The organism is Labrys sp. F242 (assembly GCF_057813875.1).
In genome coordinates this window covers 66,291-79,576 of sequence record NZ_JBVASG010000007.1, presented here as the reverse complement: position 1 = coordinate 79,576, position 13,286 = coordinate 66,291, and the positions used below count along the sequence as shown (strand labels likewise).

Genomic DNA, 13,286 nt, shown 5'->3' with positions numbered 1-13,286 from the left:
GGATGATCGAGACCTCGACATGGTCCTGAAGGTTCCCGGCCCGGGAGGCGCGCCCGAAGGGCGGGCGACCTGCGGTGGAGGCTCGGGACGCGCTCGTCGGCATCCTGTTCGTTCTTTACACGGCGATCCCCTGGGAACGCCTGCCGTTTGAGGTGGCGGGTTGTTCGGGCATGACGTGCTGGCGTCGGCTGCGAACCTGGCTGGATGCCGGGCTCTGGGACAAGATCCATCGGCACTGCTGGGGGACCGGCTGAACCTGGCTGGGCAGATCGACTGGTCACGCGCCAGCGTGGATGCGTCTTGCGTTCCCGCGAAAAGGGGGCGACGAGACGGGGCCGAACCCGACCGACCGCGGCAAGCCGGGCACCAAGCGCCACATCATGGTCGACGGTGCCGGCGTTCCTCTCGCCGTCGTCCTGACCGGAGCCAATCGCCACGACAGCATGGCCCTGACCGCCGTCGTCGATGCCGTCCGACCGGTTCGCCAGAAGCGAGGTCGCCCGCGCAGGCGCCCCGCCAAGCTCCATGCCGACAAGGCTTACGACTTCGATCGTTGCCGACGCGATTTGCGGAACCGATCCATCATACCGCGCATCGCCAGACGGGGCATCGAATGCAGCAGCCATCTCGGAAAGCACCGCTGGGTCGTCGAACGCACTTTCGCCTGGATCAACCGCTTCAGACGCCTCGTCGTCCGTTACGAACGACACGCCAACCTCTACAAGGCCTTCACCATCGCAGCCGCCATCATCGCCTTCAGAGCAAGGAAGAGGTTTTGTTAGGCGCTCTAAGCGGATTGCTAGCCGCGACTTTTGAACACTTCACCAACCACGGGCACGGCGGAGAAGGCATTGGGCCAGCCGGCATAGAAGGCCACCTGCGCAATCACTTCACCGGCCTCTTCGTGTGTCAGGCCATTGTCCATGGCCTTGTTGAGGTGGAAGGTAATTTGGGCAACATGCCCTGCCGCCATCAGGCTGCTGACCGTCACGAGGCTTCTGTCGCGCGGCGCGAGATCGGGGCGCAGCCAGAGTTTCAGGAACAGCACGTCCGCCGTGAATTGCACCAGTCCTGGCGAGATCGGCCCAGTGTTCCTTTCGACATTCGCCGCGCGCGTTGCCTCGGCGGCTTCGTCGAGCGGCAGGAGCTTCGGATTGGCCGGGGGAAGGTCATCCACGCTGATGCCGCGCTCACCAAAGACGTCCTTGACGATGGCGATCGTGGAGCTCGCATTGCCGAGCCCAGCATAGAAGGCGAGGTGCGTGACGATCTCCGAGATTTCCGCCGGCTTCAGCCCGCTATCGAGCGCGAGCCGCAGATAAAAGGGAAGATCGAGCGTCTGATTGCGGGTGATGAGCACCGACAACGTCACGATGCTGCGATCGCGCGGCGACAATTGCGGACGTTTCCACAGGCCGTCGAGAACGTCGCTCTGCATATAGGCTCGTAGCGCCGGAGCGACGGACAGAACATCGTCGGAGATGAACGTGGGTTCATTCGTCGCCAGATGGCGAGCGGCGGCTTGGCCCACCCCGCTGCTGGCGCCGGTGATGACAACGACCTTGTCCTTGATGTTACCGGTCATGACGGGTTCCTTTTCTGTTGTAGTTGATGTTGAGACTGCAGCCGCAGCGCGATCGGCACGGCGCAGAGCGCGAGCAGCGCGTTGATGAGAAAGATCGATCCGAGCCCGGCCATATTGGCAACGAGACCGAGCAACGGCGCGAGGATGCCGAGCGAGAGATCGATGAAGGCGGTGTAGACGCCCATCGCCAGCCCGCGGGACTCCGCCGGCGCCAGGGCGATCGCCTCCATGCCGAACCCCGGATAGACCAGCGCGTAGCCAAAGCCCGCGAGCGCTGCGCCAACGAAGGCGAGCCAGGCGAAGGGGGAAAACCAGATCATCGCCATGCCCACGCTGTGGATGACGACGAAGATCATCGCCGTGCGTGCGCCGCCAAGCCGGTCGGGGAGCGGGCCGAAGAAGACGCGCGCTACCATGAGGGCGGCGGCGAAAGCGGTGAAGGACAGCCAGGCCGGTTGCCAGCCGCGTTCAACGAATAGCAGGACGGCAAAAGCAGTCATCGTGCCATAGCCCAGGCCAGCAAATGCCATACCCATTCCCGGAAGCCAGACCGCCTTCAGAACTCGCGTGATGGCTTTCTCGCCCTGGGGAGCCGGCGTCCCGGCCGGAATAGGCACGACCAACATCAGCGTCACCGCCGCTCCGGCGAACGTCGCCAATCCGATCGAGGCAAATCCCCAGTTGGCGTAGAGAAAACTGCCGAGCGGTGCGCCCGCCGCCAGCGCCACGAACATCGCCGTGCCGATCCAGGCAATCATCTTCCCGGCATTACCGGGACCGGCGAGTGCCAGGCACCAACTCTGCGCACCGGTCATGATGAAGCTCTCAGCTCCGCCGAGTAGCGCACGGCCTATCAGCAGGATCGCGACCGAAAGAACGGGATCGCCGATCACGAGCAGGGAGAAGAGATAGAACAGCCCGGCGAGCGCCGCTATGACCAGTCCAGCCGTCACCGCATGTTTCGGCCCCTGCCGATCGGCGACAGTGCCCGACCACAGGCGCGAAATCAGGGAGGCGGCGAATTGCGCGCCGGAGACGAGGCCGACCATGAAAGGGCCGAAGCCAAGACGGTCGTGGATGTGCAGCGGCAAGGCCGGCAACGCCGCACCGGTCACCAGAAACACCGTGAACACGCAGGCCATCAAAGACAGCAGGGATCTGCCAGCCAGGGAGCCCGACCGTTGTGACATCATCATGGACATTTGCCTCTTCCCCGGGCGCGTGGCCCGTCAGAGTCCGGAGCGTTTCAACATCGCATCGGGGTATCGTGCCCCTTCGATCCTGATCGCCGCCGCTCCGGCTTCGATTTGTTTGAGGTCGTCATCCGTCAGCGTCACGGCCAGCGCGCCAAGATTTTCTTCGAACCGCTCGAGCTTGCGTGTGCCGAACAGCGGTACAATCCAGGGCTTTTTCGCCAGCAGCCAGGCCAGCGCGATCTGGGCCGGCGTTGCGTTGTGACGTTCTCCGACGATGCGGATCAGGTCGACCAGCGCCTGGTTGGCTTCGCGCGCCTCGGGCGCAAAGCGCGGGATCTGGGCGCGAAAGTCATTGGTGGCGAAGGTGGTGTCCACGTCGATCCTGCCGGTCAGGAAGCCTTTTCCGAGTGGGCTGAACGGGACGAGCCCTATACCGAGTTCTTCCAGCGTCGGGATGATCTCGGCTTCCAGCTCGCGGGTCCACAGCGAATATTCGCTCTGCAGCGCCGCAACCGGCTGGACGGCGTGGGCGCGGCGGATGGATTGTGCACCCGCTTCCGACAGCCCGAAGTACCGCACCTTGCCCTCGGCGATCAGATCCTTCACGACGCCGGCGACATCCTCCATCGGCACGCCGGGATCGACCCGGTGCTGATAGAGGAGATCGATATGGTCGGTGCGCAAGCGCCTGAGGCTTCCTTCGACCGCACTTCGGATCTGGGCCGGCTTGCTGTTGACCCCGCCACGATTCTCACCGGTGGTCTGGTCAATGTCCCAGCCGAATTTCGTAGCGATCTTCACCTGGTGGCGCACGCCGGCGAATGCTTCGCCGACCATGTCTTCGTTCGTCCAAGGGCCGTAGACTTCCGCGGTGTCGAAGAAATCCATGCCGAGATCGACCGCCTTGCGCAGCAGCTCGATCATCTCCAGTCGATCAGGGACATCGCGCACCTTGCCGTAGCCCATGGCACCAAGGGAAAGGGCGGAGACTTCGAGACCCTGGCCGAGTTTGCGCTTGTGCATAGGAGTATCCTCAGTCCTTCGGTGCAATCCTGACGGTGGCGGCGCGGGCGCGCTCGCCGATCATCGGTGCAAGGTACGGGCTCTTGGCGTATTTGCGGCGATAGGCTTCATCGACACGGTCATTGACGGCGCTGCCGATCGGCTCGAAGGAGACGTCCTTCGTCTTGCCGGCAGCGGTGATGCGGCCCGCCTTCTGGGTGATCGCCGCCTGGTACCAGCGCGATCTTTGACCGTTGTAGCCGCGAACATAGAGTTCGCCGTCCACGACCACGGACCAGATCCAGGTCAGCGTGCCGTAGGTTTTGCCGTCCTCGCGGAACGGCGCGATGTGCAGGTCGTCGCTGTCGGCAATCTTCTGCAGATCCTGCTGCTGCCATGACATGGCGAGCCTCCTATAGGTCGAGCAGTTCGCTCGCAACGGTGAGTTACGTCAGCCGCGGTATTGCTTGTCCGAGACCTTCTCGAGCCAATCGACAACCTTGCCGTCCTGCACCTCGTTGACGGCGATATGGGTCATGGCCGTTTCCGGCGCTGCGCCATGCCAGTGCTTCTCGCCGGCGGGGAACCAGACCACGTCGCCGGGCCGGATCTCCTCGATCGGGCCGCCCCAGCGCTGCACGCGCCCGAGGCCGGAGGTGACGATGAGCGTCTGCCCGAGCGGATGCGTGTGCCAAGCAGTGCGCGCGCCTGGTTCGAAGGTTACGTGCGCGCCCTGAACGCGCTCAGGCGCAATAGGATTGAGCAGCGGGTCGACGCGAACCACGCCGGTGAACCAGTCCGTCGAGCCCTTTACCGATGGGCGCGAGCCGGCACGGATGATCTCCATGGGACTTCTCCAATTCCTTGTTCGCAGCGTTCTGCCGGCGATTTCAGAATTGAATCTACTCGAAGTGGGATCATCGAATTAGGTGGTGTAATGTTCATGTGGTTTTGAGCAGGATTCACAAATGGCGCGAGATCGCATCAACGACATGATCGCCTTCCTGGCGGTCGCGCGGGAGCGCAGCTTCACCAGGGCCGGTGCCCAGCTCGGCGTAACGGCGTCGGCCCTCAGCCACACGATCAAGGGGCTGGAAGCGCAATTGGGTGTCAGGCTCCTGGCGCGCACGACCCGCAATGTCGCGCCGACGGAGGCAGGAGAGCGCCTGATGAAGGCGATCGGGCCGCATTTCGACCAGATCGATGCGGAGATCGAGGCGCTCGGCGAATTGCGCGACAAGCCGGCCGGCACCGTGCGCATCACCTGCAACGACTATGTGATCGACACCATCTTCCGGCCAAAGCTCGCGACCTTCCTGCGGGACTATCCCGACATCCATGTCGAGCTCGCGATCGACTATAGCTTCACCGACATCATCGAGCAGCGCTTCGATGCCGGCGTCAGGCTTGGCGAGGCCGTCAGCAAAGACATGATCGCGGTGCGGATCGGCCCTGACTGGCGTTTTGCCGTCGTCGGCTCGCCATCCTATTTCGAGCGGCGCTCACCGCCGCTGACCCCACAGGATCTCACCAACCATAGCTGCATAAATCTGCGTCTCAACAGCGCTGGCGGTCTCTATGCCTGGGAGTTCGAAAAGGACGGCCGGGAATTGCGCGTGCGGGTCGAGGGCCAGCTTACCTTCAACAGTGCAGTGTCCGTTCTCAATGCCGCGGTCGACGGCTTCGGTCTGGGCTTTGTGCCGGAGGACCTTGCCAGACCCCACATTGCCAATGGACGCCTTATCGATGTGCTGGCGGACTGGTGCCCCGAAATTCAAGGCTATCATCTCTATTATCCGAGCCGCCACCAGTCCTCGCCCGCTTTTGTGCGGTTGGTCGACGCGCTGAGGCACCGGAATTAGGCGATCATAGCCCAGAAAAATATGCGCCAACTGCATACGTTCGAGTGCCGCATATTGAATTGGCCCCACGTAGGTAGGCAACAGCACGCTGATGTTGCCGAATTTCAGCAAAAGGCCATATGCGCCAGGAAACCGGCGATAGCCATGAGAACGGCTGCCGAGCTGAGATCAATCATTGTTTCCATATGTTCACTTCCTCCTGGAATTATCGGCAGGCTCACGACGAGCGGATCAATTTCAGACGCGCAGCAGTGTCTTGATGGCGCGTCGCTCGTCCATGGCGCGGTAGCCCTCCGCGACATCCTCGAGCGGCAGCGTCAGGTCGAAGACCTCGCCGGGATTGATCTTGCGCTCCAGCACCAGATCCATCAGATGCGGCAGGAAGCGGCGCACAGGAGCGGGCCCTCCAAGCAGGCTTTTCTGGGCGAAGAACAGGCCCTGGCCGTCGAGCTGGACGCCATGCGGCACGCCGACGAAGCCGATATGGCCGCCGGGGCGTGCGCAGGCGATTGCCTGCATCATGGATTCCTGGGTGCCGACACATTCCAGCACCGACTCCGCACCAACGTTGTTTGTGAGTTCCTTGATCCGGGCGACGCCGGCATCGCCGCGCTCGGAGACGATATTGGTCGCGCCGAATTCGAGCGCGAGATCTTGCCGCGACTTGTGGCGGCTCATGGCGATGATGCGCTCCGCGCCCATCTGCTTGACCGCGAGCACGCCCATCAGTCCGACGGCGCCGTCGCCCACGACCACCGCCGTCGAGCCTGGCTCAACGCGCGCCGCGTCGGCCGCATACCATCCTGTGCCGAGCACATCCGAGGCCGCGAGCAGGCTCGGGATCAAGTCATCGGCCGGCATCTCCGCCGTGGCGACCAGCGTGCCGTCGGCGAGCGGCACCCGCGCATAGGGCGCCTGAGCATGGCTCATGAATCCGCGCTGTTCACATGACGACTGGAAGCCGTAGCGGCAATGCGGGCAGGTGTTGTCGGAGATGCAGAAGGAGCCGACGACGAACTGGCCGGGCTTCACGGTCCTTACTGCGCTGCCGACTTCGACGACCACGCCACAATATTCGTGGCCCATATGCATGGGCTCATTGACCGGCTGGAGCCCGCGATAGGGCCACAGATCCGAGCCGCAGATGCAAGACGCCGAGAGCTTGATGATGGCGTCCGTGGGATAGAGGATTTTGGGCTCCTCGACTTCCTCGCAGCGGATGTCGCCCGGGCTATGGAGGACTGTTCCGAACATGAAATGCTCCTTTCGAAAGATTGGGATCAGGAGATGCGTTCGATGCGGAGCGGGAATTTTCCGCGCGCCAGAAGCGGCTCGAAACCGCCGTCGATGCGGCCGAGGCGGATAAGACCGCTCGACCAGCGATAGCCAGCATAGAAAAAGGCGAGATTGCCCCAGGGTGCGTAGTAGCAAAGATCACCGGGACGCTCGTTGCCGAACGGGCCGCTGCCCTCCTCAGTGAGCTTGCGCGGCAGATAGCTGATCTTCTCGTTGTTCGCGTAGTTGTCGATCGAGAGATCAGCGAGCGGCAGCAGCGACGTGAAATCCCGCGCGGAAGGATTGTCCTCAAGCGTCGCCGACATAGCCTGGCTGTTGAACGAGATGCGGATTTTCATGGCGCCTGATCCTTGAGCATGTCCACGCGTCGTCGAGATAAGACCGAGCGGGGCAGCCGCGGCTGTCAGAAGAACGACCTGGAGCACCGCCCTCCGATCAATGGACCGGTCCATCATTGTAAACCCCACCGGCCATCATGGGCTGCGGCGGTTGCGGCAAGCGCCGAACCCAGCAGCAGGAGGACAGCGAGCACAAACGGGCTCCACCATCCCAAGCTGTCGAACAGCACCCCGCCCAACGCTGCGCCGAGGGTGATGGCGAGCTGAATGACGGCAACCTGCAAGCCGCCTCCGGCTTCTGCGTCGTCGTGCAAAGCTCGGCTGAGCCAGGTGCCCCAGCCGACCGGCGCGGCCGTCCCGAAGAAACCCCAACCGACCAGCAAGACCGTGACCGCCGCTGGCATCGATCCCAACGCGATCAACCCGGCAGCGAGCACCGCCATGACGAGCGGGATAGCGATGACGATGCTGTAAAGCCGCGTCTGGAGCGCTCGCCCAATCGCCCAGGTCCCCGCGACGCCCGCCAGCCCCATCAGCAGCAAGATTGCCGAGAGAGCGGAAACGCTGATGCCGGTCACGGTCTCGAGGAACGGGCGTAGATAGGTGAACAGAGCGAACTGGCCCATGAACAGCAGGAAGATCGCGGCCATGCCGAGTGCTACTTGCCGGTGCAGGAGCAGCCTGAAAACGTTGCCGGACGCCTTGCGCCCTTGCGGCGCCAGCGAGGGCATGCCGAGCCATTGCCAGACCAGCGCAAGCAGCGCCAAAGGCACCACGAGGAAGAAGGCGCCGCGCCAGCCCACATAATCGCCCAGCAGGCTTCCCAGAGGCGCCGATATGGTTGCCGCAATGGCGTTGCCAGCATTGATCATCGCCAGTCCCTTGGGCACGACATCTTCCGGCACGAGGCGCATGACGATCGCCGTGGACATCGACCAGAACCCGCCGATGGCGATGCCGAGCAGCGCGCGTCCGATCATCAACACCGCGTAATTGGGCGCGAAGGTCACGATCAAGCCGGAAACGACCAGCAAAAGCGAGAACGAGGTCAACACAAGCTTGCGGTCGAGCCGTCTCGTCAGGCCAGCAACGAACAGGCTGGTGACGACTGCGAAGATGCCAGAGATGGAGATCGCCTGCCCAGCCCGGCCTTCGCTGATGCCGAGGTCGGCGGCAATGGGCGTCAGCAGGCTGACGGGCATGAATTCGGAAGCGATGAGGACGGCGACACAAAGCGCCATTGAGAACACCGCACCCCAGGCAGCGGCCGGCTTGACCAGCGCGTCATGATAGGTTGTGTGCATGATTTCATCTTTCGTCGCGGCGCGGCTGCCCACGCAGCCGCCTGCTTTCGACCTGATGTAGCAGACAGTGATCGATCGGATTAGGCGCTATTAATCGCTTGGATTTATCGACAGGCCGCATAAATCCGCGGCTGCCGATCTGGGCGTATTCGCCTGACAAGCCTTCGCGCGGGGCGTCATCAAGAATCTCGGCCAACCCCTCGGCAGCGCGGGCTCAAGGAATTGACGCGCTTCACGCTACTGGTGGGAGTCCAGGAACTCGATGATGGTTCGGCGTTCGTCTGCGCTGTTGAAGCGCTGAGTCATGCGCGTGCCGCGAACCATTGCGGATGGGTTCGCGAGGAAGGTTTCCAGAGTCTCGGCGTTCCAGGTCATGTCGGAAGCCTTGAGGACCGGCGAGTAATTATACTCCTGCACACTACCGGCCTTGCGGCCGATTACCCCTTGCAGATGGGGACCGACGCCGTTGCGCGGCGTCGCAATCTGGTGGCAGGCACCGCATCGCTGCTGAAACAGCTTTTGCCCCTGGGACGGATTTTCCGCTTGCGCATAGGCGGCATTTGGACCCATGGCGATCGAAAGAGCCGCCATCGCGGCGATGACAATCTTGCTCAACCTTGCAATCCCTTAAAATCGATCTTGGACAATGGCAGGCTGCGAATGCGCCTGCCGACGAGCGCGGACACCGCGTTCACGACAGCGGGCGGCACTCCCGGAAGGCCCGGCTCGCCGATGCCGCCCATGGGCGCACCGCTCTCGACGATCCGCACATGCACGCGCGGCATGCGATCGGGCGTGAGGATGGAATAGCCATCGTAGTTTCTTGCTTGCGGCATCCCATCGACATAGACGACTTCCTCGAGCAAAGCCGAGGACAGCCCGAGGGTAACGGCCGAATGTACCTGGGCCTCGATGATGGCGGGATTGACGATGCTGCCGGGGTCGATGGCTACCCAGACATCGTGAACCACCACCTCGCCGTCCCGCAAAGACACTTCGGCGATGGTCGCGACCTCGCTCCCGAAGGGCGAAGCCATCGCGACACCGCGGGCGCGCCGCGTGCCGTCCTGTGCCGTGAAGGGGCCGCGGCGCCATCCTCCGGAGAGGTCTGCCACAGCCTCCAGCAACGTCCTGTGGCGAGGACTGTCCGCAAGCAGGCGTCGGCGCAAATCATAGGGGTCCTGCCTGCCGGCATCGGCCATTTCATCGAAGAAAGTCTCGTAGAAAAAGTCGTTCATCGAATGGCCGACCGAGCGCCAAAAGCCGATGATCGCGGGATCGTCGACATGGATCTGCGCCACGCGCCGGTTCGGGATCGCATAGAGCTTGCCGGCAATTCCCTCGACGGCGGAGCTGTCGACCTTGTCCGGCTGGCGGCCGAACCACCGCCCGGTCGGCCCTTCGCCCACTGCCACCGCCTGCAGAGCGACCGGTAGACCGTCTGCATCGAGGCCGGCGCGAAAGCGGGCGACCCCCATCGGTCGCAACGCATCGCGCAGGAATTCCTCCTCACGGCTCCAGATCAACTTGACGGGGCGGCCGGCCGCCTTTGCCAGCGCGATGGCTTGCGGGAACGGATTGGCCGTCTGGTAGAGAAAGTGCCTCCCGAAAAAGCCGCCCAGTATGGGCGAGTGGATGATGACCTTGTCCGGCGCGATGCCGGCCACTTTCGCCGCCTCGGCCTGGAACATTTCCGGTGCCTGGTTCGGAAGCCAAAGCTCAAGCGATCCGTCCTGGTTCCAGCGCGCGAGGGCGGATGGCGGCTCGAGCTGGCCATGGACCAGATAGGGTGCGTCATAGGTCGCTTCGACGATGCGCGCGGCCGAGCGCAGGCCCGTGGCGGCATCACCCGCCGCTTCGAAGGCAACCCCGTCGCCTGCCGTCGCCTTCAGCATGGCCTTTCGGGCTTCCGACGAGAAATCCGCCGGCATGGCGCGCAAGGTTCCAGGCGCGGGCTCGGTCCAGCTCACCTGCAGGGCTTCGACGGCACGGCGTGCCCGCCACCAGCTCGATGCGAGTACGGCGACGGCTCCTGCGAGCCGATGCACCGAGTGGACGCCGGGCATGGCCCGTACCTGTTCCTCGTTTGCGAACGCACCGGCCTCGCCGCCGAGCCGGGGGCTATGCTGAACGGCGGCGTGAAGCATGCCGTCGACCGCGAGATCGATGGCGTAGTGGGCCTTGCCCGTGGATTTGTCGCGCACATCCAGGCGCGCTACGGGCTTGCCGATCCAGCGAAATTCCGATCGGGTCCTGAGCGGCACGTTCCCGGGAACAGTCAGTTCCGCAGCCGCAGCCGCGATATCTCCATAGGCAAGCGCGCGACCGGATGCAGCATGCACCACGCGCCCAGGCTCGGTGGTCAGCGTGGAGAGCGGCACGCCAAACCGCGTGGCCGCGGCCTGGAGCAACATCTGGCGGGCGGAGGCGCCGAGCCTGCGCATCGTCTCGTAGCTCATGCGCACCGACATGCTGCCGCCGGTGAAACGGGCACCGCCCGTCAGCAGATAATCGGCGCCCGGCGGTGCGCCTTCCACCGCGAATTGCGCGGGCTCGACATCGAGTTCCTCGCCGACGATCTGTGCCATGGCGGTGAAGATGCCCTGCCCGCCCTCGATGAAGGCGCTGCGGAACAGGACCGTGCTGTCAGGGCGGATCTCCAGAAACGCATTCACCCTGGTCCCCGGCACGATGGGCGCTGCCGCCTGGGCACTGACGCGACCACCAGGCAGGATGATCCCAAGCACCAGCCCGGCGAGCGAACCACCGATGAAGGCACGCCGGGACAAATTCAGCGGCTTGTCGACCTCGCCGGTCGAGGAGGCAGTCTGAGGAGCGATGGCGTTCACGATGTCTTCCTCAGGCTTGCGCAGCCTGCCGGACGGCAGACGCAATGGCGTTGTAGGTTCCGCATCGGCACAGATTGACCATGACGCCCGCGATTTCCTCGTCCGTCGGATGAGCGCTGTGCTTCAGAAGCGCCGTCGCCGCCATGACTTGTCCCGATTGGCAGTAACCGCATTGCGGCACCTGGTTCGCCACCCAGGCGTCGACGACTCTTCGGCCAACGGGATCGTCGGTGATCGCTTCGATGGTCGTGATCTGGGCGTTGGCCACGCTTTCGACTGGGGTCACGCAGGATCGCGTTGCCTGCCCGTCGACGAGAACTGTACAGGCGCCGCATTGCGCCAGCCCGCAACCATATTTGGTGCCGGTCATGCCCAAGCCGTCGCGCAACGCCCATAGTAAGGGGGTATCCGGCTCGACGTTGATCTGACGCTTCGATCCGTTGATGGTCAGCTCCATGCCTGTCTCCTTCGGACTGCTCGGCAAGATGGCGATGCGGGACAGACGAGCGCCCCTCCTGCTCCAAGCTAGCAGCCGACGGCAACGCGCATTAGTTGGCTCAATTCGCTTGCATTAATCGATGGGTGCCATAAATCTTCAGGTGGCTTATGGAGAGCGTCGATGGCCAAGGAAGACTTCAGCAACCTGTTGTGGTTCCTGGCCGTGGCCGAAGAACGCAGCTTCACCAAGGCTGCTGCCAAACTCGGCATTGCCCAGTCGACGCTCAGCCACACCATCAAGCAGCTCGAAGATCGCATGGGGATCCGGCTGCTGACGCGGACGACCCGCAATGTCGCGCCAACCGAGGCAGGCGAGCGTTTGCGCCAGACTCTGGCCCCACGCGTGTCCGAGATCGAGACCGAGATCGCGGCGCTCATGGAATTCCGCGACAAGCCGGCTGGCAAGATCCGCATAACGTTGTCGGACCATGCTTTGAATTCACTGGTATGGCCGAAACTCCGGCCTGTGCTGGCGTCCTATCCCGATATCAAGCTCGAGTTCAGCGTCGACAATGGTCTGCGCAACATCATCGAGGACGGCTTCGACGCCGGTGTTCGGCTTGGAGAAAGCGTGGAGAAGGACATGATCGCCATCCGTATCGGACCGGACTGGCGGATGGTCGCCGTCGCATCGCCCCTCTACCTCGAGACGCATACTCCGCCAGCGCATCCCCAAGACCTGATCGGGCACAATTGCATCAACATGCGCCAAGCCACGGCCGGCGGTCTGTATGCCTGGGAGTTTGGAAAGGACGAGCAGGATCTGCGTGTCAGAGTGGATGGCCAGCTCACGTTCAGCACGTCATATGCCATGATCGATGCGGCCCTGAACGGCTTGGGTGTTGCCTTTTTGCCGGAAGACCTCGTCGAGTTCCATGTCGCGTCTGGAGACCTTGTCTTGTTGCTGGACGAATGGTCGCCGAAATTTGCGGGATACTACATTTACTACCCAAGCCGGCGCCAGAACCTGCTCGCATTCAAAGTCGTCGTGGACGCACTTCGGCATCGTGATGCTTGATCCATCCGATGGCCTTCGCCTGGGGCCATCGTATCTTGAGGTTGCGCTCACATCTGGTTTGCACAGAAAGCCCTCCCGACCTCTCACGCAAAGCCGAGGTAGAAAGTGGCCCGGCCGCGCCGGAGGACTCAGCAAAAAGCCATATGCGCCAACAAGCCCGCAATGCTCATAAGCACGACTGCTGAAGTGCAGTCCACCAGTTTCTAGGCTCGCAGTATCCAAAAGAGGGTTAAATGACACCGTAGGTAAGTTAGTCAGGTATCATTCATCAATTCTAGGATTTGACAAAGTCGTTGTTCTGACTTTGTTCGAGCGGTGAGCTACCACGATCCACTGCT

At 63.0% G+C, this 13,286-nt stretch carries 13 protein-coding genes and 1 pseudogene; 3 read left to right on the top strand and 11 right to left on the bottom strand.

Features of this window, described 5'->3' with window-relative positions; all coding sequences use genetic code 11:
* Window positions 1-35: 35 nt before the first annotated feature.
* Window positions 36-782: pseudogene (locus tag ACZYTC_RS30515) on the top strand (IS5 family transposase); the annotation flags it as partial.
* A 17-nt stretch (window positions 783-799) separates the two neighbouring features.
* On the opposite strand, the gene ACZYTC_RS30510 reads toward ACZYTC_RS30515, so the two are convergent.
* From ACZYTC_RS30510 to ACZYTC_RS30490, 5 genes are read right to left on the bottom strand one after another with little or no spacing between them, the layout of a single operon-like run.
* Window positions 800-1,585: a carboxymuconolactone decarboxylase family protein gene (locus tag ACZYTC_RS30510; RefSeq protein WP_488991336.1), complete on the bottom strand. Its 786-nt coding sequence runs from the start codon at window positions 1,583-1,585 to the stop codon at window positions 800-802.
* Window positions 1,582-2,775 (bottom strand): arabinose transporter, encoded by a 1,194-nt coding sequence (locus ACZYTC_RS30505; RefSeq protein WP_488991399.1) that lies wholly within the window; start codon window positions 2,773-2,775, stop codon window positions 1,582-1,584. The genes ACZYTC_RS30510 and ACZYTC_RS30505 overlap by 4 nt, the downstream gene beginning before the upstream one ends.
* A gap of 39 nt (window positions 2,776-2,814) precedes the next feature.
* On the bottom strand, window positions 2,815-3,804 hold the full coding sequence (locus ACZYTC_RS30500) for an aldo/keto reductase (protein WP_488991335.1): 990 nt from the start codon (window positions 3,802-3,804) through the stop codon (window positions 2,815-2,817).
* Window positions 3,805-3,814: 10 nt separating this feature from the next.
* Window positions 3,815-4,186, bottom strand: coding sequence for a DUF2255 family protein (locus tag ACZYTC_RS30495; RefSeq protein ID WP_488991334.1), 372 nt, complete (start codon window positions 4,184-4,186; stop codon window positions 3,815-3,817).
* A gap of 48 nt (window positions 4,187-4,234) precedes the next feature.
* The gene (locus tag ACZYTC_RS30490; RefSeq protein ID WP_488991333.1) at window positions 4,235-4,630 is read right to left on the bottom strand and encodes a (R)-mandelonitrile lyase; all 396 of its coding nucleotides are present in this window, start codon (window positions 4,628-4,630) and stop codon (window positions 4,235-4,237) included.
* A 121-nt stretch (window positions 4,631-4,751) separates the two neighbouring features.
* Between ACZYTC_RS30490 and ACZYTC_RS30485 the strand changes: the two genes are divergently transcribed.
* Entirely contained in the window at window positions 4,752-5,645 is an 894-nt protein-coding gene (locus ACZYTC_RS30485; RefSeq protein WP_488991332.1) for a LysR family transcriptional regulator, read from the top strand.
* A gap of 237 nt (window positions 5,646-5,882) precedes the next feature.
* Here ACZYTC_RS30485 and ACZYTC_RS30480 read toward each other — a convergent pair whose 3' ends face one another.
* From ACZYTC_RS30480 to ACZYTC_RS30455, 6 genes are all read right to left on the bottom strand, one after another.
* The gene (locus tag ACZYTC_RS30480) at window positions 5,883-6,899 is read right to left on the bottom strand and encodes a zinc-dependent alcohol dehydrogenase family protein (RefSeq protein ID WP_488991331.1); all 1,017 of its coding nucleotides are present in this window, start codon (window positions 6,897-6,899) and stop codon (window positions 5,883-5,885) included.
* Window positions 6,900-6,925: 26 nt separating this feature from the next.
* Window positions 6,926-7,393: a cyclophilin-like fold protein gene (locus tag ACZYTC_RS30475; RefSeq protein ID WP_488991398.1), complete on the bottom strand. Its 468-nt coding sequence runs from the start codon at window positions 7,391-7,393 to the stop codon at window positions 6,926-6,928.
* Window positions 7,393-8,583 carry an MFS transporter gene (locus ACZYTC_RS30470; RefSeq protein WP_488991330.1) on the bottom strand — a complete coding sequence of 397 codons (1,191 nt, stop codon included), beginning with the start codon at window positions 8,581-8,583 and terminating at the stop codon, window positions 7,393-7,395. Before ACZYTC_RS30470 ends, ACZYTC_RS30475 begins: the two co-directional genes overlap by 1 nt.
* 237 nt (window positions 8,584-8,820) lie before the next feature.
* Window positions 8,821-9,198: a c-type cytochrome gene (locus tag ACZYTC_RS30465; RefSeq protein ID WP_488991329.1), complete on the bottom strand. Its 378-nt coding sequence runs from the start codon at window positions 9,196-9,198 to the stop codon at window positions 8,821-8,823.
* Entirely contained in the window at window positions 9,195-11,432 is a 2,238-nt protein-coding gene (locus tag ACZYTC_RS30460; RefSeq protein WP_488991328.1) for a xanthine dehydrogenase family protein molybdopterin-binding subunit, read from the bottom strand. Before ACZYTC_RS30460 ends, ACZYTC_RS30465 begins: the two co-directional genes overlap by 4 nt.
* Window positions 11,433-11,442: 10 nt before the next feature.
* Window positions 11,443-11,889: a (2Fe-2S)-binding protein gene (locus tag ACZYTC_RS30455; protein WP_488991327.1), complete on the bottom strand. Its 447-nt coding sequence runs from the start codon at window positions 11,887-11,889 to the stop codon at window positions 11,443-11,445.
* Window positions 11,890-12,051: 162 nt separating this feature from the next.
* Here ACZYTC_RS30455 and ACZYTC_RS30450 point away from each other — a divergent pair, with 162 nt between their 5' ends.
* Window positions 12,052-12,948, top strand: a complete 897-nt coding sequence (locus ACZYTC_RS30450; RefSeq protein ID WP_488991326.1) for a LysR family transcriptional regulator — start codon at window positions 12,052-12,054, stop codon at window positions 12,946-12,948.
* The last annotated feature ends 338 nt before the right edge of the window (window positions 12,949-13,286 follow it).

Coding starts and splice junctions, on each gene's coding strand:
- ACZYTC_RS30510 (WP_488991336.1), bottom strand. CDS start 1,585: ATGACCGGTAACATCAAGGACAAGGTCGTTGTCATCACCGGCGCCAGC.
- ACZYTC_RS30505 (WP_488991399.1), bottom strand. CDS start 2,775: ATGTCACAACGGTCGGGCTCCCTGGCTGGCAGATCCCTGCTGTCTTTG.
- ACZYTC_RS30500 (WP_488991335.1), bottom strand. CDS start 3,804: ATGCACAAGCGCAAACTCGGCCAGGGTCTCGAAGTCTCCGCCCTTTCC.
- ACZYTC_RS30495 (WP_488991334.1), bottom strand. CDS start 4,186: ATGTCATGGCAGCAGCAGGATCTGCAGAAGATTGCCGACAGCGACGAC.
- ACZYTC_RS30490 (WP_488991333.1), bottom strand. CDS start 4,630: ATGGAGATCATCCGTGCCGGCTCGCGCCCATCGGTAAAGGGCTCGACG.
- ACZYTC_RS30485 (WP_488991332.1), top strand. CDS start 4,752: ATGGCGCGAGATCGCATCAACGACATGATCGCCTTCCTGGCGGTCGCG.
- ACZYTC_RS30480 (WP_488991331.1), bottom strand. CDS start 6,899: ATGTTCGGAACAGTCCTCCATAGCCCGGGCGACATCCGCTGCGAGGAA.
- ACZYTC_RS30475 (WP_488991398.1), bottom strand. CDS start 7,393: ATGGACCGGTCCATTGATCGGAGGGCGGTGCTCCAGGTCGTTCTTCTG.
- ACZYTC_RS30470 (WP_488991330.1), bottom strand. CDS start 8,583: ATGCACACAACCTATCATGACGCGCTGGTCAAGCCGGCCGCTGCCTGG.
- ACZYTC_RS30455 (WP_488991327.1), bottom strand. CDS start 11,889: ATGGAGCTGACCATCAACGGATCGAAGCGTCAGATCAACGTCGAGCCG.
- ACZYTC_RS30450 (WP_488991326.1), top strand. CDS start 12,052: ATGGCCAAGGAAGACTTCAGCAACCTGTTGTGGTTCCTGGCCGTGGCC.